Raw genomic sequence first — 20,164 nt, 5'->3', positions numbered from 1 at the left:
ACCGGCCCTTACGCGAACTGCTTGCCGAACGCGGTAAGCGCGTCCTTGAGCTTGGCGGCGGTGTCGTCGTCGAGCGTCTTGGTGTCGCGGATCTTGGCGAGGATGTCGCCATGGTCCGAGCGCAAATAGCTCAGCATCGCCGCCTCGTAACGCGTCACGTCGCGCGCCTCGACGCTGTCGATGAAGCCGTTGGTGCCGGCGTAGATCGACGCGACCTGCTCCTCGACCGGCATCGGCTGGTACTGCGGCTGCTTCAAGAGCTCGGTCAGCCGGGCGCCGCGCGCAAGCAGCTTCTGAGTCGAGGCGTCGAGGTCCGAACCGAACTGGGCGAAGGCCGCCATCTCGCGATATTGGGCGAGCTCGAGCTTGATCGAGCCGGCGACCTTCTTCATCGCCTTGGTCTGCGCCGCCGAGCCGACGCGCGACACCGAGAGGCCGACGTTGATGGCCGGGCGGATGCCCTGGTAGAACAGGTCGGTCTCAAGGAAAATCTGGCCGTCGGTGATCGAGATAACGTTGGTCGGGATGTAGGCCGACACGTCGCCCGCCTGGGTCTCGATGATCGGCAGCGCGGTGAGCGAGCCGTTGCCGTTGGCGTCGTTCATCTTCGCCGCGCGCTCGAGCAGGCGGCTGTGGAGATAGAAGACGTCGCCGGGATAGGCTTCGCGGCCCGGCGGACGGCGCAGCAGCAGCGACATCTGGCGGTAGGCGACGGCCTGCTTCGAAAGATCGTCATAGACGATGACGGCGTGCATGCCGTCGTCGCGAAAATATTCGCCCATCGCGCAGCCTGTATAGGGCGCGAGGAACTGCAGCGGGGCAGGCTCAGAAGCGGTCGCGGCGACGACGATCGAATAGTCCATCGCGCCATTCTCTTCGAGCGCGCGGACGATCTGCGCCACGGTCGAGCGTTTCTGGCCGACGGCGACGTAGATGCAGTAGAGCTTCTGGCTCTCGTCGTCGCCCTGATTGGCCTGCTTCTGGTTGATGAAGGTGTCGAGCACGACCGCGGTCTTGCCGGTCTGGCGGTCGCCAATGATCAGCTCGCGTTGGCCGCGGCCGACAGGGACAAGCGCGTCGAGCGCCTTTAGGCCGGTCTGGACCGGCTCATGGACCGACTTCCTGGGGATGATGCCCGGCGCCTTGACCTCGACCCGGCTGCGCTTTTCGGCGACGATCGGACCCTTGCCGTCGATCGGGTTACCAAGCGCGTCGACGACGCGGCCGAGCAGGCCCTTGCCGACGGGGACGTCGACGATGGTGCCGGTGCGCTTGGCGGTCGAACCTTCGCGAATCGCACTGTCCGAGCCGAAAATGACGACGCCGACATTGTCGGCCTCGAGGTTGAGGGCCATGCCCTTGGTGCCGTCCTCGAACTCGACCATCTCGCCCGCCTGGACGTTGTCGAGGCCGTGGATCCGGGCGATGCCGTCACCGACCGACAGCACGCTGCCGACCTCGCTGACCTGCGCGTCGGAATCGAAATTGGCGATCTGGTCGCGAATGACCCGGGAAATTTCAGCGGCGCGGATATCCATCGTTAGCCTTTCATGGCCGTAGCTAGAGTGTTCAACTTGGTCTTGATCGAGGCGTCGATCATCTGGCTTCCCAGACGCACGACGATTCCGCCGAGGAGCCACGGGTCGACGGTCGAATCGATCGTCACCTCGCGGCCGAGGCGGGCCTTGAGGCGGGTCTTCAATGCGGCGATCTGGGCGTCGTCGAGCGGATGGGCCGAGGCGACCTCGGCGACGGTCTCGCCGCGATGCTCGCCGGCCAGCGCCCGGACGAGGCGAATGATCGACTTCAGCTCGCCAAGCCGGCCGTTGTCCGCAACCACTCCGAGGAAGCGGGCGGTGAGCGGGTCGAGGCCGAGTGTGGGGGTGAGCGCAGCGATGGTGCGCGACGCGTCGGCACGGCCGACCATCGGGCTCGACACCAAGGCCCGCAGATCGGCCGATTCGGCGAGCGCCGCCTCAAGCGTGTCAAGGCTGCGGCTGACCGCGTCTATCTGCTGTTCGTCACGGGCGAGGCCGAACAGAGCAGTGGCGTAACGCCCCGCTAGGCTGGCTTGAATGCCGCCGGAATTCTCCACGCGCCGATTGCTCCAGACAAAGAGTTTTGCCCCATGCTGTGAGCGGGGCGATGCGAGAAAATCGCGCGCCCCCGATGGGTTGGCGCGCCCCTAGCAAGGGTCGCGGAGTGATGCAAGGCGCAGTGTCCGGGGTTGTCAGCCGATGCTTCGCGACAGCCAGCCGATCGGTCCGAGTGACAGCAGCGCCATCCCCGCGCCGACCAGCCACCAACGGCGAACAAAGGCGAGCGCGACCATCACCAACAGCACGACTCCGTCCTCCAGCTCCGGAAGCAGGGCCTCGAGCAGACCCGCCCCCTCCCGGACTGCAGCGGCGGCGTCGACAGCCATGCTCCACGCCAGTGCGAGCGCCAGCAGGAGCCACTGGTAGCGGCGATTGGATTGATAGAAGGCCGCGAGGTCCACACCTTCAGGCGACAGGCGATCGGGCAATGCGGCGATGGTCAGCAGGGCGAGCATGATGAGATGAATGATGGTCGGCACGAATTCGCCGATGGTGAGCCGCTCCTTTGGCTCACCGACGATGCTCCACCAGACCATCAGATTGAGCAGCAGGATCAGCATAGCGAACCACGGCTGAGCCCAGTGCCATTTCACCGGCACTCCGCTGCGCAACAGGCGATGGAGACTGACGATCAGGTCGCTGATCGCCACACCGACGATGATCGAGGCGAAAACGAGAGCCTGCTCCATGGCCCGAGGCTAGCGGGACTTGTTTTGAGCGCAAGGCGCGGGAAGCGCTGCTCCCACAGCGTCCGTATGATAGGGCGATGAAGATGACTTCGACGATCGACGAAATGGCGGCCTGGGCCGCTTTCGAACGCCGCGACCGGTCGTGGGACGGGCGGGTGATCGGAGCAGTCTCGACCACCGGCATCTATTGCAAGCCAAGTTGCCCGGCGCGGCGGCCGAAGCGCGAGCATGTGTCGTTCTTCGCCAGTGTCCAGGAGGCACGTGCAGCGGGCTTTCGCGCGTGCCGACGCTGCCTGCCAGACTCGGTCGGGCGCGACCGGACGGCAGTGGCAAGCGCGATCGAATTGATCGAAGCGGCCGAGGCGCCGCCGGCGCTGGCCGAGCTGGCAGGGGCGGTGGGCTATGCGCCGCACCATTTCCAGCGCCTATTCACGCGCGAGCTCGGCGTGTCGCCGGCGGCTTATGCGCGGTCGCTTCGGGCTCGGCGGGCCGCGGCAAAGTTGGAGGAGGGCAGTAGTGTGACCGATGCGATCTACGACGGCGGCTATTCAACGCCGAGCCGATTTTACGCCGAGGCGGGCAAGCGGCTGGGGATGACACCCTCCGCGTGGCGCGACGGTGGCAAGGGGGCCACGGTCCGCTTCGCGGTGCGCAACAGTATTGCCGGGCCGCTGCTGATCGCCGCGACGGATCGCGGCATCTGCTGGATCAGCTTCGACACGGATCCCGAGCGGCTGCGCGCGCGGTTCGCCCTGGCGACGGTGGTGGCAGACGACGGGACGATGGCGCCGTGGGCGGATGCGGTCGTCGCGCTGATCGCGAGGCCGGCGGCCCACGACCTGCCGCTCGACGTCGCCGGGACTGCCTTTCAGGAGCGGGTGTGGCGGGCGCTGCGCGACATTCCCGCCGGCAAGACGCGCAGCTATGCGGAGATTGCCGCGGCGGTCGGAGCGCCCGGGGCAACCCGCGCGGTCGGCTCGGCCAACGGCGCCAATCCGGTGGCGGTGCTGGTGCCGTGCCACCGGGTGATCCGCTCGGACGGATCGCTCGGGGGCTATGCCGGCGGGCTGGACGCCAAGCGCGCCCTGCTCAAGGCAGAGGGCGCGCAGTGGTCGGAGCAGGAAGCGCTAGAGCTTTAGCGCCCAATCGTCGTCGGGCTTGTAGTCCTTGTCGATCAAACGCTGCGCTTCCTTGGCGTTGCCCGCCTCGATCGCGCGGAAGATCTGAAGCGCGTCGTTCTGCCGGCCCTGACCGGCGTGCGGCAGATAGGCGAGCGGGCGGATCGCCTCCTTGGCCTCGGCGAGCTTGCCCTGCAGCAGATATTCGCGGGTTAGGCGGACCTGCAGGCCGAAATCGCGCGGGGCGAGGATAGCGGCGTAGCGCAGCCCCTCCAGCGCGCTGGCCGGCGGGGTCTGGCCGATGTCGCGGAAGCTGCGATAATAGAGGTAGAGCGGTTCCGGATCCTCCTTGTCGGCCTTGTTGGCCTTGACGAACCAGTTGCGCGCGTCGCGGGCGAGGTTCGCGTCATTGGCCTTGCGGGCACGGCCAAGGAGCGCCCGGCCTTTGAACATCATCGCTTCGGTCGACTTCGGGTCGGCACGAAGCGCTGCGTCGGCCGCCTTCTCCGCCTCGGCAAAGTTCTTGTTGTCATATTCGACTTCGGCAAGCGTGCGCATGACGTACGTGTCGTTCGACGCGCGCGTCGCGACCGAGCGGACATTGTCGAGCACGCGCTTCTTGCTGAGCGCGCCATAACCGGTCTTGGCGTAGATGCGCTGCATCATGATTTGCGACGCAGCATCGCTCATCGGCGCAATGTTGACCGGCGGGACGTTTAGCTTGGACCCGTCAATCCGCAGCGACGGCAGGCGCGCCTGACGAAGCCACGCGCGCAACTGGCCCTCGAGCACGCCGAGATCGCCGAACACTGCCTTTGCCGCGGTCAGCGCATTTTCGCCGGCTTCGATGCGCTTCACATAGGCGTCGATCTGGCCTTTGCGCGACGGCTCGAACGCCAGATAATGGTTGAGCAGCCAGCCCTGGGCATAATTCTGGTGAGCGAAGCCGGCATAGCCGATCGTCACCATATTTCCGCCAAGCAGATCGGGCAGCGGTGCCCAGCGGCCCTTGATCAGCGTTCCGGCGCGATGGTTTGCCGGAGTGCCCAGCGAGACCGAGCCGTCCGCATTGAAAATCGGATTGGCAAGGAACTCCGCGAAGCCTTCGGTCAGCCACATCGGCATCGGCTTGTTGGTGTTCTGGAGCATCAGATGGTGGGTGTACTCGTGGAAGAACACCGTCTCAGGTGGGAGCCGGCGATAGTCGAGCACCTGCCGCGCCTTGTGCGGGGTGATGATGTAAGGACCGTTGACTGTGCCCATGTAATAGCCGCCAACCCCTGCATCGGCCGAACCGAGGGTGCGGTTGACGTCGAGCAGCGAAGGCACAACGTAGACATGGACGCGGTTGCCGTCGCCCGGCTCCGGATCGGGCATCGAACGGACGATCCGCGCGGCGGCGTCGAACTTCTCGAGCTTGGTCGCATAGTCGCGCAGCTCGGCCTCAGGAATGTCGGCATAGATGACGAAGTGCTTCGTCGAGGCCTTGTGCCATGCCGCATCGACCGGCGCCGCGACCACGGCCGCGCCCGCGGCCAACATCCAACTCAACGTCTTCATCCCGCTCACTCCCCTAGAATCGGGGGCACATTAACGCCGAGAAAGCGCCGTGCAAGATATTGTTTTCAGGCGCGAAACGCCCATCGGTCCAAGGCTCAGGAGGCGCTGCTCAAGGTCGTGAGCAGGCGCTTGGCCTCGTCCGCCAGGCGGCCGCCGTGGGGGCTGTAGGCGACCGGGACGAGCATCCGGCGGGCCTTCGCCAACTGGCGGTCGGCAAGATGCTGCCGGGCCGATTCGAGCCGGAGGCCAAGGTCCTGCGGAGCCAGCTCGGCAGCGTAGTGGAGCGCGGCGATGGCATTGGCGGTCGGCCTGGTGCCGCCTAGCTGGTAGGTCCGGTAGTAATAAAGCAACGGCTCGGGGTTCTCGGGGTCGAGCCGGTTGGCCCGGTTGAACCAGCCGCGGGCGTTGGCGAAGGTAATGCCCGGCGCTTTGGCTTCGGCCAGCGAAAGCAGCGCACGGCCCTTCCAGATGTGGGCTTCGGCCGATTGCGGCTGGAGCGCGATGGCACGATCGGCGGCGGTTTCGGATGCCTTGTAATTCTTGGCCACCCACTCGGCTTCGGCGAGCGTCATCATGACCAGCGCATCGAACGGATGCGCGGCAGCGAGCGCCCGGGCTTCGGCGGCGTTGTCGGCGGGGTTGCCCTCGGTGCGTGACTGGAGCCGCATGTACAGCGGCATGGCCGCCTCGGCGCCCGGGCCAAGCCGCTCGACTGTCACCGCGGCCGGCTTGAAGCGGTTTGCGGCCAGGGTCAGGTAGGGGAACTTGGCTGCCCGGTAATAATCTTTCAGATCCTGTTCGAGCGCGCGCAGGTCGCCGAACGCGATCCGCGCCGCGTCTAGCGACGAACGGCCGCGGGCGAACTCGGCGACATAGGCATCGAGCTGGCCGCGCCGCTTCGGCGCGAAGGTCAGATAATGGGTCAGCAGCCAAGACTTGGCGTAGAAGCCGTGCACATCCGCGCTGCTGCGCAACTCGCTTTCGAACAGGCTGCTGAGCGGAAGCGCGTCCGCGATCTTGAAATTGAACGCCGCCTTGCGGTGGGTCGCTGCCTCGCCGAGCCCGACCGAACCGTCGGCCTCCACATTGGCGGTCGAGTAGAATTCGGCAAACCCCTCGACCAGCCACTTGGGTATCGGCGTGCTGAGGTCGGCGAACATCAGATGGTGGGCATATTCATGCTGAAACACGACGTCGGCCGGGATCACGCCCTCGGTTTCGCGCGGGACGACGGCGATCGAACCGCTTGCCCGCGGCAGGTAGAAACCGGCGACGTTGCGCCCGCTGCCGCGCTTGAGCCGCTGGATCTGGGCGAGGCCCTTGACGACGAACACGGTAAGACGGTTGCCGTCGCCGACCGGCGGGTCCTTCATTCCGCGCGCCAGCCGAACGGCGGCGTCGAACCGCTCGAGCATGGCAGCAAACGCCTTCAGCCGCTCTGGATCCTCCTCCGAATAGATGATGAAATGGGGGGTGGAGGCTCGGTGCCAGGCGGCGCCGAGTGGAGCCGACAGCGCGAGCAGCACGCTGCCGAAGCACGCCAGGAAAAGATTACGCACGCATACTCCATTCGCTTTTGCCGGTGCCGGCCGATCTAGCCGGTGGAGCGGCACAATCACAAGAAGCTGTAGGGGTCGACGTCGACCGCGACCCGGACCTTGGCGCTCCATTCCACTCCGGCGAGCCAGTCGCGGATGACGTCCTGGACGTCGAGCTTGCGGCTGGCGTGGACCAGCAGGCGCTGGCGGTGACGGCCGCGGAGCATCGCCAGCGGCGCGGGCGCCGGGCCGTACACCGCCATGCCTTCGACTCGCGGGGCGGAGCGGCCGATGCGGCGCGCGACGGCTTCCGCCTCGACATTGTTCTCGGCCGAGACGACGATCGCCGCGAGCCGGCCGAACGGCGGCATCGCGGCCTCGCGCCGGGCCTCGGTCTCGGCGGCGTAAAAGCCGGGGCCGTCGCCGCTGGCCAGGGCGGCGATAACCGGCGCATCGGGGTCGTGGGTCTGGACCAGCACCCGGCCCGGCTTGCCGCCGCGCCCGGCGCGCCCGGCGACCTGGCTGATCTGCTGGAAGCTGCGCTCGGCCGCGCGCAAATCGCCGCCCTGAAGCCCCAGATCGGCATCGACGACCCCGACCAACGTAAGATTGGGGAAGTGATAGCCCTTGGTCACCAGCTGGGTGCCGATGACAATGTCGATCTCCTGCGCGTCCATCGCCGCGACGAACTCGGCGGCGCGCTGCGGCGACCAGATGGTATCGCTGGTGACGAGGGCGGCGCGCGCGTCCGGAAACAGCGCCGCGACCTCGTCGGCGATGCGCTCGACGCCCGGACCGCAGGCGACCAGCGTATCTTCCTCGCCGCATTCCGGGCACGCCTTTGGCGGCGGCATGACGTGGCCGCAATGGTGGCAGGCGAGGCGGTGCATCAGCCGGTGCTCGACCATCCACGCGGTGCAATTAGGGCACTGAAAGCGGTGGCCGCAGGTGCGGCACAAGGTCAGCGGGGCGAAGCCGCGGCGGTTGAGGAACAGCAGCGACTGCTCGCCCGCCGCAAGATTGGCCTCGAGCTCGGCGACCAGCGACGGGGCCAGCCAGCGCCCGCGCGGCGGCGGATCCTGCGTGAGGTCGATGGTGCGGATTTCGGGCAAAGTGGCGCCCGCGAAGCGGCTGGCCAGCGTGAGCTCGCGATAGCGGCCGATCTCAGCCATGTGCTTGCTTTCGATCGCCGGCGTGGCCGATGCGAGGACCACCGGGATAGCCTCGAAATGGGCGCGCATCACGGCGACGTCGCGGGCGTGATACTGGACCCCGTCCTCCTGCTTGAAGCTCGGTTCGTGGGCCTCGTCGACCACGATCAGGCCGAGATTGGGGTAGGGCAGGAAGAGACTTGATCGGGCGCCGACCACCACGCGCGCCTCGCCCGAGGCGATCGCTCGCCAGGCGCGGCGGCGCTGGGACGATCGCAGGTCGCTGTGCCAGGCGACCGGCTCGCAGCCGAAGCGCGCGGTGAAGCGGGTCAGGAACGGCTCGGTGAGCGCGATTTCGGGCAAGAGGACAAGGATCTGGCGGTCGTGGCGAAGGGCCTCGGCGATGGCCTCGAAATAGACTTCGGTCTTGCCGGAGCCGGTTACGCCGTCGAGCAGGACGGGGTCGAAGCCGCTTCCGATCGCCGCGGTGAGGCTCGCCGCGGCGGCCTGCTGCTCGGAGTTGAGCTCGGGCGGTGCGAAGTCGGGATCGGGGACCGGGAAGGGCGCATCGCCGTCGACCTCGATCCGCTCGAGCGCGCCAACCCCGACCAACCCGCGCATCACGCCCTCACTGACCTCGGCATGGCCCGCGAGCTCGCGCACCGTGCCCTGGCACCCGGCGATTCGCTCCAGCGCCTGCGCGCGCTGCGGGGTCAAGCGATCGGGCGTCACTCCGGTCGGGCGATATTCGATCATCGCTTTGGGCCCGGCCAGCGCCGAGGACGACGGCAGCACCATGCGCAGCACCGCGGCGAGCGGCGAGAGGTAATAGTCGGCGGTCCATTCCGCCAGGCGGCGAAGCGGGGCCGGGATCGGCGGCACGTCGACCAGGCCGGCGAGCGGGCGCAGGCGGTTGTCGCCGACTTCCCCGCTCGGCAGGCGCTCGGCCTCCCAAGCGACGCCGACCAGCTGGCGCGGACCCAAGGGCGCGACGACCACGCTGCCGGCGTCAACGTGGAGCCCGTCGGGCACGCGATAGTCGAGGGGCCCGAGCGCGGCATTGAGGGTGACGACGCGGGCTCGGGGAAGCGGCATGGCCGCCCTCATCGCCGCGCGCCGTCACCCATGCAAGCTAGAGCGCGTGAGCGTTCGCATTGAGCAGCATGGCGTGCTCGAGCGTCTGGGCCGAAGGATCGACGAAGTGCGGCTGGAGCACCAGCTCGGCGGGGGTCGCGGCAAGCTCCTGCCAGCCGAGATTCGACGCGGTCGCGCCGGCGCTCTCGACCTTGACGTCGCCGAGCGAGGCGATTCCGATCAGGCTGATCGACCCGCCACCGGTGAGTTCGACGTAGAGGTCGGCGAGGCCGTCGCCGTTAAGGTCGGCACTGCGCGACGACTTGACCGACTGGCCGTCGTCGAGCCGCACGGTGTCGCGCAGCTTGTCATAGTCGAGGATGACATCGTTGCCGCCCGATTTGCCGAACACGAAGGTATCGAACCCGGCGCCACCGGTCAGCACGTCATTGCCCTGGCCGCCGATCAGCACGTCATTGCCGATGCCGCCATTGAGGGTGTCGGTGCCGCGGCCGCCGTCGAGCAAATCGTGGCCCGCGCCGCCGTTCAGCGTATCGTTGCCGTTCTCGCCGTAGAGCTTGTCCTCGCCCGGGCCGCCATCGACCGCATTGTTGCCGTTGCCGGCGCGGATGGTGACCCCGTCATCGATGCCGGTGACGGTGACGGTAACAGTCGCGATGCTGCTGAGCCCGCCGGCATCGGTGACGGTATAGCGGAAGGTGTCGGTGACGGTCGCGCCGGGTGCAAGAAAGTCGAAGCTGTCGTGGCTGGCGACGTAGCGCAGCGACTGCGTGCCCGGATCGAACAGCAGGCTCCCAAGCGTCCCGGCGGTGTCGACCGCGGTGATCGTGCGAGTGTCGCCGGCATCCGGGTCGGTGTCGTTGGCGAGCAGCTGGCTCCACAGATTGGCGCTGGTCGCATCCTCGTTTGCCGCGGCGGAGTCGGCGACTCCGAGGGGCGCCTCATTGACGTTGGCGATGGCGATGGCGAAGCTCTGATCGGTGAACTGGCCGGCGGCGTCGGTCACCCGGACGGTGACGCTGGTCGCGGATAGCGCCTCATGGTCAAGCGCCATCATCGTCATCAGCACGCCGGTGGTCGGATTGATCGCGAAGCGGCCGCCGGCGTTGTCGATCAGCGAGAAGGTCAGCGTGTCATTGGCCGCGTCGCGCGCGGAGACGGTGCCGACCGCGGTTCCGGCCGGAGCGTTTTCGTCGACGCTTGCGTCGTCGAGCGCGACATCGGTGGGGCGGGTGCCGAGCAGCAGACGAGCGACCTGCGGGTCGTGGTCGCTGGTCGCGGCGCTTCCGAAATAGGCGTTGATGTGCACGCCATCGACCGCCGCGCCGTCGAGCAGCCCCTCGGTGACGTAGATGTTGTCGAGCAGCTGGGCGTTGCCCTCGAACACATAGGAGTAACGCTCGGCCTCCGGCAGCAGCGTTGCCTGGAGATTGACGAGGCCGGTCATTTGGGTGAGCGAATCCTCGAAATAGAAGGCGTTGAAGTCGCCGAGCACGACGGCGTTGAACGCCGGATCGGTGGCGAGCTGATCGTTGATCCAGTCGCCGACCGCATCGCCCTGCGCTTCGCGGCGGGAATCGCCGCCATTCTCCGGCGGCTGGTCCGCACCCCACAGCGATTCGCTTCCGAGCCGCGAGGTGAAGTGGACGTTGACGGTGGTGACCTCGGTGCCTTGGAAGCTCCACGTCGCGACCAGCGGCGCGCGGGCGCCGTCGAAGGACGGATCGGGAATCGTGGTCAGGCTGCCCTCGACCAATTCGACCCGGTCGACTCGGTAGAGATAGCCGTTGCGGATGTTGCCGCCGGGCTCGCCGCCGCTGCTGTCGTCCGCCGGCGCGATGTCGGCGTACGCGTAGAGAATGCCGCTGAGGTCGAAGATCGCGTCGATCAAATTCTGCGCGTTCTGCTCGGCAGAGACGACGCTGTCGTCCACCGCGCCATTGTTATCTTGCATCTCCTGGATGGCGATGACGTCGGGCGAGCGCAGGTGCGTGACGATGTCGATCGCGATGTCGTCATACTTATTGTCGCTCGGGTCGAGATTCTCGACGTTGAGCGTGGCGAAGGTCATGAAGTTGGCATCGCCCGCGAAGACCGCCGTCTCCGGCTGCAGCGTGACGTTGACCGTGCCCGTCGGCACTTCGGTCATCAGCAGCTCGTAATGAGCGAAGCTGTAGTTGATCACCCCGATGAGGGTCGGCAGCTGGTCGCCGACGCTGTGCCCGGCGGTGTAGCCGCGGCCCTGGATCAGCGTATCGTCGATCTGAATCATCTCCGGGTTGAAGTCGCCCGGGCTGATGGTGATTCCGCCGTTGGCGTTCATGCCGGTCGCGCCTTCGCCGCGCGAGGCGACGACGTAGGTTTCGCCGAACGCCGAGCTCTCGGCGACGACCTGCGGACGGTCGAGCTGCACTCTCATGCCCTCGAGCGATTCCCAGAAGTCGGCGCCGTCGACCGCTGGGTTGAAGACGGTGAGGCCGTCGCTGTCGATCGCTTCGGTCGGCGGGGTCAGGCCGCCGGTTCCCACCAGAACCGCGGCGGGCAACGCATTGCCGGTGCTGACGAGCGTGACGAGCGCGCCGCTGCCGGTCACGTCGAGCTCGGTCAGCGGCAGATCGTTGCCGAATTCGCTGACCCGGCCCTGGACGGTGAGCTTGTCGCCGACCGCGACGGTGGGCGCGGTGCGGGTGAATACGAAGAGGGCGTCGGACGTGCCCGCGTTGCCGTCGCCGGTTGCGTCCTGGAGGTAGAAGCCATTGGCGCCGACGGCGGTGACGATGCCGCTCGTAATCACCGGCTGGCCGTCATATTGCGAGACATGACCCTCGCCCTGGATCTGCATGATGGTGAGCGGGATGATGTCGTTGTTGACGATCGTTCCGCTCGCCTGGCCGTCGACCAGCGCCGCATTGCCGGTCGGCGCGCCGAACTGGACCGAGAGCGTCTCGTTCGGTTCGCCGAGCGTATCGCCGACGATCGGGACGAGGATCTGGGCGGTGAACTGGTTGGGCGCGAAGGTGACAGTTCCGGCGAGCGGGGTGCCGGGCGCCAGGTCGGCCGTATCGGCGGTACCGAGCGTGATTGAGTAAGGAACGCTGGCCTCGGTCGCAAAGCCGCCGCTGCGGGTGACGGTGAAGGCGAGCAGGCTCTGGCCGCTGTCGCCCTCGACGACGGTGGCGTCACCGATCCGGATCAGCCCCTGATCGGTGCCCGAGCGGAAGGTCTGGCCGGCATTGGCGCCGCCCGACGTGCTCGACTGGCCGACGGTCCAGGTGAAGTCGCCGTAGGACGACCCGCTGCCGGTGAGCTGGACGGAAGTTCCGGCGGTCGCGCCGGTTTCCGACACACCGATGTCGGTGCTGGTCATGCCAGCCGCCGGGCCATTGGTGGCGGTAAACGGACCCTCGTAGCTGAGGAACTGGACGACACGGCCGAACGGGTCGACCAAGGCGATGCCGTCGGGCGAGCCGTTCTGAAGACCCGGCGCCGCGACGCTGGCAAAGCCGAAGCCGTTGCTCGCGGCGCTGAGTGTGCCATTGAGCGGCAGGGTGGCGTATGACGCACCGCCGCTGCCATTATAAAGCACCAGCGAATAGCCCGCGAGATTGGTCCCGGCGAGGCCGGCGACCTCGACGAATTCGCCGGTATCCGGGTTCCCGGCAGGGTCGTAGTGGAGTTCGTTGATCCACACGTTGGCGACCGGCGGGGCTTCATTGGTGAGGATGGTGCCGGCGCCCGAGCCGTCGGTGATGGACGCTCCACCGGTCGGACCCGACAAGGAGATCGTGAACGTCTCATTGGGCTCGACGAGGGTTTCGCCGACGACATTGATGGTGATGGTCTTGCTCGTCTCGCCGGCGGCGAAGCTCAGCGTGCCGCTGGTCGCGCCCGAGAAATCGGCTGCCGCGGTCGTTATGTTGGCAAGTGCCCAGTTGACCCCGACCGCGCCGTCGCTGCCGTTGGCCCGGGTCACAGTAAAGGTCATGGCGGCAGTGCCGCTGTCCCCTTCGGTGATCGAAACATCGTTGATCGAAAATTCGCCTGGATTGACCGGGACGACCGCCAGCGGCTGGCTGGTGACGACGATGTCATCGATGCCGACCCATTCGTCCGAACTGTTCGCATCGTTCGTGATGATGCGGACTTGCAGCTGCGGCTGACCGTTGACTGCCACCGGTAGGGTGACGGTGACGGGCGTAACCAAGGTTGCGACGCTTGGCCCAGTCGTGGCGTCCGTAATCGCGCCGGCCGGAAGGTTGATCCACGCACCGGTTTCTCCAATCCGGTACTGGACGGCGATCTTCTGGATCGCGTTGTCGCTCGCGCCGTCGATGTCGCGCGCGTTGAACGAGAGGGTGACGTTCTGGCGACCGGTCGCGTCGAGGTGCAGGACGAGATGAGGCGCGTCAGCGGTGCCCGACCCTTGCAAGGCGACAGTCGGATTGGTGATTTGGAATTCCGCGACACCCCCACTGGTCTGCGTGTTCGGGTTAAGCTGGTTCGCGATCACATCGATGACGTCACTGCTTCCGGTCACCGTCTGCGGATCGGTCGAAGTGTTGTTGGAAAGGTTGTCGCCGCGATACCCCATGATCGAGGGAACTCCCGACCAATTATCGTCGACGGTGATAAGACCGATGTTCGACCAATCCTGCGAGAAGTTGCCGCTGCCAAGATTGAAATACGCCGTCGACATGCCCTGCTCTCCATAGCCGTTCGGACGCGGCCGCCGCGGGTTGCGGCAGGCCGGTCAAAGGTTCGCGAATCGGTCTGGGAAATCCCCACTCCAAGAGCGCCATGGCGTAATGGTGTGACAGTTGGATTTCAAATGGAAATCAGGAACTTGCGGGACAGTCCCGAAACGTGACGAGGCCGCTTACTTGCCGCGTTTCTTGCGGTGGGAATCGAGGTCGAGGACCGGGTTGTCGTCGCCTTCCTCGGGCAGCAGGCCGAGGCGCCGGGCAACCTCCTGATAGCCTTCCTCGACCTTGCCGAGGTCCTGGCGGAAGCGATCCTTGTCGAGCTTCTCGTTCGACTTCATGTCCCACAGCCGGCAACCATCGGGACTGATCTCGTCAGCGAGGATGATGCGCGGATAATCACCGTCCCACACGCGACCGAACTCGAGCTTGAAGTCGACCAGCCGAATGCCGATCGCCGCGAACAGGCCGCACATGAAGTCGTTTACGCGGATCGCCATGTCGGCGATGTCGTTCATCTCGTCCTGGCTCGCCCAGCCGAAGCAGGCGATGTGCTCGTCGGCGATCATCGGGTCGCCGAGCGCGTCATCCTTGTAATAATATTCGATGATCGTGCGCGGCAGCTGGGTGCCTTCCTCGATGCCGAGGCGCTTGGACAGCGAGCCGGCGGCGACGTTGCGCACGACGACTTCGATCGGCACGATCTCGACCTGGCGGACGAGCTGCTCGCGCATGTTGAGGCGGCGGATGAAGTGGGTCGGAACGCCGATCCCGCCCAGCGCGACGAAGATCAGCTCGGAAATGCGGTTGTTGATCACCCCCTTGCCGGCGATCGTCCCGCGCTTCTGGGCGTTGAAGGCGGTCGCGTCGTCCTTGAAATATTGGATCAGCGTTCCGGGCTCGGGACCCTCGTAGAGGATCTTTGCCTTGCCTTCGTAAATCTGGCGGCGACGGGACATGATTACGCGGGGTCTTCCTGCTGGTGATCGAGGCGGCGCTATAGGCGCGGGCCGGGGCGGCGGCAATGCGCCGTCAGGCGAGGACGGTGCGCTCGATGGGGGCGGTGACGGTCCACACCAGCCCGCCGGGCGCGAAGTCGAGCGCGACCTTGGCGCCGAGCGCGGCGCGGATATTGCGGTCGATCAGCACGCTGCCGAAGCCGTTGTGGGTCGGCGCCGCGACCGGCGGGCCGCCGCTCTCGCGCCACTCGACGGTGAAGCCGGGCGCGTCGCCGGAGGTTCCGGCCGACCACGACAAAGCGACGCAGCCCTCGGCGTTGGACAGGGCGCCGTATTTGACCGCATTGGTGGTGAGCTCGTGGAAGGCGAGGCCGAGGGCTTCGGCGGCGCGCGGGCGGATCATGAGTTCGGCCGGGCCGTCGACGGTGACCCGGCGGCCGATGAGATCGCGCACCGAGCCAAGCTGAGACGTGACGATGTCGCTCATCGCCGCCCCGGCCCAGCCGCGGCCGATCAGCATGTCCTGGTTGGCGGCCAGCGCGGCGATGCGCTTTTCGAAACCGGTGACGAATTCGGGATCGATGCCGCGCGCGGTGCGGTGGAGGATCGACTGGACGATCGCCAGCATGTTCTTCGAGCGGTGGCTGACCTCGCCCATCAGTAGTTCGATCTGCTCCTCGTGCTCGCGCTGCTGGGTGATGTCGGTGTTGGTGCCGAACCACAAGGTGACCTCGCCCCCGGCGTCGCGGATCGGCTGGGCGCGGGACAGGAACCAGCGGTAGGTGCCGTCGCGGCCAAGCAGCGGAAAGGTGTCCTCCCAGCCTTCGCCGCGGGCCAGCTCGCGCTTCCACTTGGCGGTGACGCGGCCGACGTGATCGGGATGGTGGACCTTTTCCCAGCCCCAGCCCTTCATCGCCTCGAAGTCGGTTCCGGTGTGATCGTACCAGCGCTGGTTGTACCAGAAGATGTCCCCGTCGGGCCGCGCCATCCACGCCAGCTGGGGGATGTTGTCGGCCAGCGCCCGGAAGCGGAGCTCGCTGTCGGCGAGGTCCTGCTGGACCAACGCGTCGGCGGTGATGTCGTGGGCGATCTTGCTGGCGCCGATGATCGTGCCGTCGGGAGCACGGATCGGCGAGACGGTGATCGCGACGAGGAGCGTCGAGCCGTCCTTGCGCAGCCGGACGGTGTTGAGCTTGGGGACAATCTCCCCGGCCCGGACCCGCTCGAGGATGCGGTCCTCCTCGGCCTGGCGGTCGGCCGGGATGAGGCGGCGGATCGAGCTGCCGATCATCTCCTCGGCGGACCAGCCAAACATCCGCTCGGCGGCACGGTTCCAGCTCAGCACAACGCCGTCGAGGTCCTTGGAGACGATGGCGTCGGACGACGATTCGACGATCGCCGCGAGATGCGCCTCGGCGGGGGCGGGGCGGGCGGTGGCGGGGGGCTGGGCGGCGCCGGACATCGGCCGGGTCTAGCGGGAAAGGGAGGCTCGGAACAGGGCCGCTTAACTTCGCGAACTACACGCAGGATCGGCCTTTTCGGGGACCGGATCGCGAAGTTAGGCGCGGCCCTAGAGGCGGCGGATGCGGGGCTCGGGCCGGGGCCGCTCGGCGGCTTCGCGCTCGATCCGCTCCATATAGACGCGGGTCTCCTCGTGGGCGCGCTGGATTTCGGCTTCGGTCTCGGCCTCCGCCGCGGCGAGCGCGGCCTTGTGCGCATCGAGCTTCTCGAACTCGCGCGCCCGCCGCCAGCGCGCCTGCGCATCGAGGTAGAAACCGGCGCTTCGGTCGCGCCCGGCGAGCAAGGCGAGGGCGAGCGTGTCGTTGAACCGCCGCTCGGTGCGCACCAGCCGGCCGCGGCGGAACACCTGCACCTCCTCCGGCCCGTCGAGGCACTGGCCGAGCGCGGTGAAGCCAAGCCGGTGGCGGCCGTACTGGACGGCCATGTCCCACGCCTTGGCGAACTGCTCCGCGGCGGGGTGGAGCAGCAGATGATAAGCCGAGCGCGGCGTCTTGCCGACCGCCTCAGCGGCATAAGTGACGTTGGGCGTGCGCGCCAATTGCGCGACGAACGCCCGCTGGGTCCGCTCGCACCAGCCATTGGCCCGCCGCCGGGCGCGCGGGACGGCGTCGAACAGGATCACCGGATAGCCCTCGGCATCGTACAGCGCGGGCAGCGGCGAGCGCTCCTCCTCGACGAAGAACGGGTGGCGCCAGCCGGGCAGCGGCTGCTCGATGTCATACTGCTTGATGATCTGCGACACCTCCTGATCGGGGATCGCGGGGACGGCGGCGCGCGGCGGCACCGGCGGGGCGGGCGGCCCGAGCGGCTTGCGGCGGGGGCGGGTCATGCTCGTCCTCCTGGGCGCCCGGCGCGGGGCCGGGCGGGTGCGAAAGGGGACAGGACAGATGTCACATGGTGGGGGCTGTAGGACAGCCTTTTCGCACCGAGCGCAGGGGAGGCTTTGCGAAGCAAAGGCGAGCTAGCGCGAAGAGATGCGAAAAGCCGGCCGGCGTGCGGGCGTGAGCCCGACACGACCGACGTCACGGATTCACTCCGTGACGGCTATGGCAAACTGACGCGTGTCCAACTGGCCGTTCATCTTCCAAGATGAACTCATAACTGCGCTTCGAAGTCTGCGATTTCCAAGGCGACCATATGTGCTGGCGCCAAATCAATGGGACTGAAGTAAATGCCACGAAGTGATGAGACTATTCCAAAGCCATTCCTGATCGCACATGCAACGATTAATTGCGCAGATGTATCTCTTGAATGAGCCTTCTTGCCATTTTTTCGATCGGGGAATCCACCCGCTAACTCCGCATCTTCCCGCAGCACGTCACAGCGACAATTCTGCAACTCGCAAAAATGAGCGCGAAGCTCGGCGTCGCTCCGGAAGTCGGGATGTTCGCACGCGCAGTACTTTAATAACCCTGCGCCACCCATTTGCACAAAAGCGTTTCGTAATTTGGGAGAACCATTCGCGAACACCCGTCGAGCCGTGGGATAGTCAACGATCCACGCTGGCACAACGGGTAGCGCCATCAGTCGGCACTCAGGTCGAACTTCCTCTCGCCCAACTCCAGAACATCCTTCTGAATAGCGAGAGAAATACCAAGGCCTCGCTGAATTTCGACCTCGTCCACAAGTTTGTATTTCAATGCGGCACTCGCTGTCTTCGCTGCGAATATCCCGATCTCATTGAGCTTTTTACCTATAACGGCGTTCCTTCCCATCGGTGCTCTTTGGACCTTCGGAGCCTCGATTTCGACAATCCGTCGCAGGGTAGACAGATGAGCAAAAAAATTCCGAGTCTGAGATGCGCTTATGACATCTAAGTCCTTAAGGCGCAGGGCAGCGGCCTGTCTGCTTAGCAAGGTCGCCTTTGAAACGGCGGAGATCAACCTAATCGGATCGACTAACGTCGCTCGCGGCAGCTTATCGATTAGGCGAAGTATCTCTACTTCCGGAGCAAGAAAGTCTCCCGCGAACCTATTACACTTCTTCTCAATCGTATTTGTCGCAACAAAGGGATCAGATATCCCTTCAAGATCATAAATCATATGCGCGGCTTCGTGCGCAAACGTGAAGACCTTTCTCTTCAGATTCCCAATCTCACGATTTACAAAGATGGTCTCGACCCTCCGTTGATTGTCGGTGAAAAAACCGAGGAAATCCTCAAGAGGGGCTGAGTTGAATATGGTGCGGCATCCGTGGATCTCGAGAAAATATCGGAACAACTTAATGAAACGTTCCTCGTCGCTTCCTTGTATTTTCAAAGTCTGGGTGTGCGACGCAGACCAATCGTCGAATGCCGTCCTTAGTTCGCTTGAATCCGGTTTCTTTAAATTAGTGATGCGAGCGAACGACTTTGTTTTTGGCCTGTTTCTTCCTAGGGCGGAAAGTAGGTCAGCCAAGAATGTGCCCGAATTCTCGGCGCTCCAAATTTTCATTAAGCCTTTTGGAGAAACGTTGGCTGAGCCCAAGTTAGCCTTCCGAAAATCGGTTAGCGAGTCCGGCGCCTCGAATCGACCTTCCGAGAAAAACGTAAACAGCGAAGAGTTATAGAGCGCTGCTAACTTCTCAACCTGTATGACTGAAGGGAGTTTCTCATCTTCTTCGAACTTACGGATGCTACCTTCACTAATGCGCGTGAAGTGACTCACGTCAGCTATTGAAAGCTTGCGCGAGCGCCTTGCTTCTTTCAGACTGTTCGAGTTGAACTTTGTGGGCACGGAGGCTACGATTGCTTAGCTTAGATGACTTTGCAAGCCTGGCGCAGTTTGGAGCAGGCTTGGCATTCGCTCTCACGATCTTCATCGAGCCTATCACGGTGCGGGCGCAGCGAGTTCGGCAGGCGATTCATCATGACTTGTTGCTCCTTCCCAAGGACGGAGCCGATGAGTCGCGACTCGCCGAGAGCAATCTTTGGGTTCGGCTTACAAACTTGGAACGAGCGGTGAAAGAAGCCCATCGTTTAGCAAAGATGCCGATGTCTTCAATCAAGTTCGGGGCTGCTACGAATTTCGTGCTGCTACTTGCTGCGACAGTCTGTCCCGATTCCGAAGTGTCGACTGGATGGATGTGGTTTTTACTAACATTATCGGTCGTTCCAGTGGCTATCGGAATCATGTGGGTCCAAGCGCTGGCCGTTGTGCGTGTAAAGAAGCCAGAGTGAATGCGCATCGCAACTGCCTGGATCATGCCTGTTTTCCCTTCGTCTTTATAAACGCCCCCGCATCCGCTGCACCCTGTACCGGCACTGCCAACCCACCGCCCGAGCGAGCTTGGGGGGAAGAGCCGTCACGGGAGTGAACCCTCCGCGCATTCCCACGATGCTGCGCATCGCCGGAACCTTTGCGCTCCGCCCGTGACGTCGATCGGGACCGCTGCGCGGCCCGTCGGCCGGCCTTCGCCGTCTCTTCGCCCCGTTTCGGGCGGCGCAGGCGCCGGCCCTTCGACAAGCTCAGGACAGGCCTCACTGGGCTCGGCGGCTGTCGCGTAAAGCCCCGCCGTGTTTCCACGACGGGGCTCTCGCGACAGGAGCCTTGGCTCCGCGAGGACGCTTACGCGGTGAGGAGAACTGGCCCGCGGACAAGGAGGGCTTGGGGGGCCGCGGGCAGGGGTTACAACGGTTTGCGGGCGGTTTGGGTCCGCGCGGTTCTGGCCGGCGGGACTTCCAGCCAGGCGATTTGCCCACAGAAAAGCGGTGTCCCCGCGTGTTCGTGGCTGCCGGGTCCCTCGACTTCGCTCGG

Annotated in this window: 13 protein-coding genes; 2 read left to right on the top strand and 11 right to left on the bottom strand. The window is 65.5% G+C overall.

The features are described 5' to 3' along the window. Positions 1-8: 8 nt before the first annotated feature. The 3 genes from atpA to D0Z60_RS06790 form a co-directional block, all read right to left on the bottom strand. On the bottom strand, positions 9-1,538 hold the full coding sequence (atpA, locus tag D0Z60_RS06800; RefSeq protein WP_118857547.1) for a F0F1 ATP synthase subunit alpha: 1,530 nt from the start codon (positions 1,536-1,538) through the stop codon (positions 9-11). Positions 1,539-1,540: 2 nt separating this feature from the next. Further along, positions 1,541-2,095: a F0F1 ATP synthase subunit delta gene (locus D0Z60_RS06795; protein ID WP_118857546.1), complete on the bottom strand. Its 555-nt coding sequence runs from the start codon at positions 2,093-2,095 to the stop codon at positions 1,541-1,543. A gap of 135 nt (positions 2,096-2,230) precedes the next feature. Beyond that, positions 2,231-2,788, bottom strand: coding sequence for a hypothetical protein (locus D0Z60_RS06790; RefSeq protein ID WP_118857545.1), 558 nt, complete (start codon positions 2,786-2,788; stop codon positions 2,231-2,233). 77 nt (positions 2,789-2,865) lie between these two features. Between D0Z60_RS06790 and D0Z60_RS06785 the strand changes: the two genes are divergently transcribed. Continuing rightward, on the top strand, positions 2,866-3,927 hold the full coding sequence (locus D0Z60_RS06785) for a bifunctional transcriptional activator/DNA repair enzyme AdaA (protein WP_118857544.1): 1,062 nt from the start codon (positions 2,866-2,868) through the stop codon (positions 3,925-3,927). Here D0Z60_RS06785 and D0Z60_RS06780 read toward each other — a convergent pair. The 8 genes from D0Z60_RS06780 to D0Z60_RS06745 all read right to left on the bottom strand — a co-directional run bounded on the left by D0Z60_RS06780 (position 3,916) and on the right by D0Z60_RS06745 (position 19,144). Beyond that, positions 3,916-5,466, bottom strand: coding sequence for a hypothetical protein (locus D0Z60_RS06780; RefSeq protein ID WP_118857543.1), 1,551 nt, complete (start codon positions 5,464-5,466; stop codon positions 3,916-3,918). The genes D0Z60_RS06785 and D0Z60_RS06780 overlap by 12 nt on opposite strands. A 95-nt stretch (positions 5,467-5,561) precedes the next feature. Next, positions 5,562-7,025, bottom strand: a complete 1,464-nt coding sequence (locus D0Z60_RS06775) for a DUF1570 domain-containing protein (protein WP_118857542.1) — start codon at positions 7,023-7,025, stop codon at positions 5,562-5,564. 56 nt (positions 7,026-7,081) lie between these two features. Then, positions 7,082-9,250 (bottom strand): primosomal protein N', encoded by a 2,169-nt coding sequence (locus tag D0Z60_RS06770; protein WP_118857541.1) that lies wholly within the window; start codon positions 9,248-9,250, stop codon positions 7,082-7,084. 37 nt (positions 9,251-9,287) lie between these two features. Then, positions 9,288-13,946 (bottom strand): Calx-beta domain-containing protein, encoded by a 4,659-nt coding sequence (locus D0Z60_RS06765; protein ID WP_118857540.1) that lies wholly within the window; start codon positions 13,944-13,946, stop codon positions 9,288-9,290. Positions 13,947-14,126: 180 nt separating this feature from the next. After that, positions 14,127-14,909, bottom strand: a complete 783-nt coding sequence (purC, locus tag D0Z60_RS06760; protein ID WP_118857539.1) for a phosphoribosylaminoimidazolesuccinocarboxamide synthase — start codon at positions 14,907-14,909, stop codon at positions 14,127-14,129. Positions 14,910-14,982: 73 nt separating this feature from the next. Continuing rightward, positions 14,983-16,371 carry a PAS domain S-box protein gene (locus D0Z60_RS06755; RefSeq protein WP_118857538.1) on the bottom strand — a complete coding sequence of 463 codons (1,389 nt, stop codon included), beginning with the start codon at positions 16,369-16,371 and terminating at the stop codon, positions 14,983-14,985. A gap of 108 nt (positions 16,372-16,479) precedes the next feature. Next, positions 16,480-17,259 (bottom strand): hypothetical protein, encoded by a 780-nt coding sequence (locus tag D0Z60_RS06750; RefSeq protein WP_118857537.1) that lies wholly within the window; start codon positions 17,257-17,259, stop codon positions 16,480-16,482. A gap of 694 nt (positions 17,260-17,953) precedes the next feature. Then, positions 17,954-19,144, bottom strand: a complete 1,191-nt coding sequence (locus D0Z60_RS06745; protein WP_118857536.1) for an ImmA/IrrE family metallo-endopeptidase — start codon at positions 19,142-19,144, stop codon at positions 17,954-17,956. Positions 19,145-19,155: 11 nt separating this feature from the next. Here D0Z60_RS06745 and D0Z60_RS11685 point away from each other — a divergent pair, with 11 nt between their 5' ends. Continuing rightward, a complete protein-coding gene (locus D0Z60_RS11685) occupies positions 19,156-19,587 on the top strand; it encodes a hypothetical protein (protein ID WP_162888121.1) in 432 nt (143 codons plus the stop codon). Positions 19,588-20,164 lie beyond the last annotated feature (577 nt).

The organism is Sphingomonas mesophila, assembly GCF_003499275.1.
Classification (GTDB): domain Bacteria; phylum Pseudomonadota; class Alphaproteobacteria; order Sphingomonadales; family Sphingomonadaceae; genus Sphingomicrobium; species Sphingomicrobium mesophilum.
Note: the sequence above shows the minus strand (reverse complement) of the source record. Positions and strands in the feature narration are given on the sequence as shown.

Excerpts from the sequence above, each read along its gene's own strand:
- atpA (WP_118857547.1), bottom strand. The coding sequence starts at position 1,538 with ATGGATATCCGCGCCGCTGAAATTTCCCGGGTCATTCGCGACCAGATC.
- D0Z60_RS06790 (WP_118857545.1), bottom strand. The coding sequence starts at position 2,788 with ATGGAGCAGGCTCTCGTTTTCGCCTCGATCATCGTCGGTGTGGCGATC.
- D0Z60_RS06785 (WP_118857544.1), top strand. The coding sequence starts at position 2,866 with ATGAAGATGACTTCGACGATCGACGAAATGGCGGCCTGGGCCGCTTTC.
- D0Z60_RS06780 (WP_118857543.1), bottom strand. The coding sequence starts at position 5,466 with ATGAAGACGTTGAGTTGGATGTTGGCCGCGGGCGCGGCCGTGGTCGCG.
- D0Z60_RS06770 (WP_118857541.1), bottom strand. The coding sequence starts at position 9,250 with ATGCCGCTTCCCCGAGCCCGCGTCGTCACCCTCAATGCCGCGCTCGGG.
- D0Z60_RS06765 (WP_118857540.1), bottom strand. The coding sequence starts at position 13,946 with ATGTCGACGGCGTATTTCAATCTTGGCAGCGGCAACTTCTCGCAGGAT.
- purC (WP_118857539.1), bottom strand. The coding sequence starts at position 14,909 with ATGTCCCGTCGCCGCCAGATTTACGAAGGCAAGGCAAAGATCCTCTAC.
- D0Z60_RS06755 (WP_118857538.1), bottom strand. The coding sequence starts at position 16,371 with ATGTCCGGCGCCGCCCAGCCCCCCGCCACCGCCCGCCCCGCCCCCGCC.
- D0Z60_RS06750 (WP_118857537.1), bottom strand. The coding sequence starts at position 17,259 with ATGACCCGCCCCCGCCGCAAGCCGCTCGGGCCGCCCGCCCCGCCGGTG.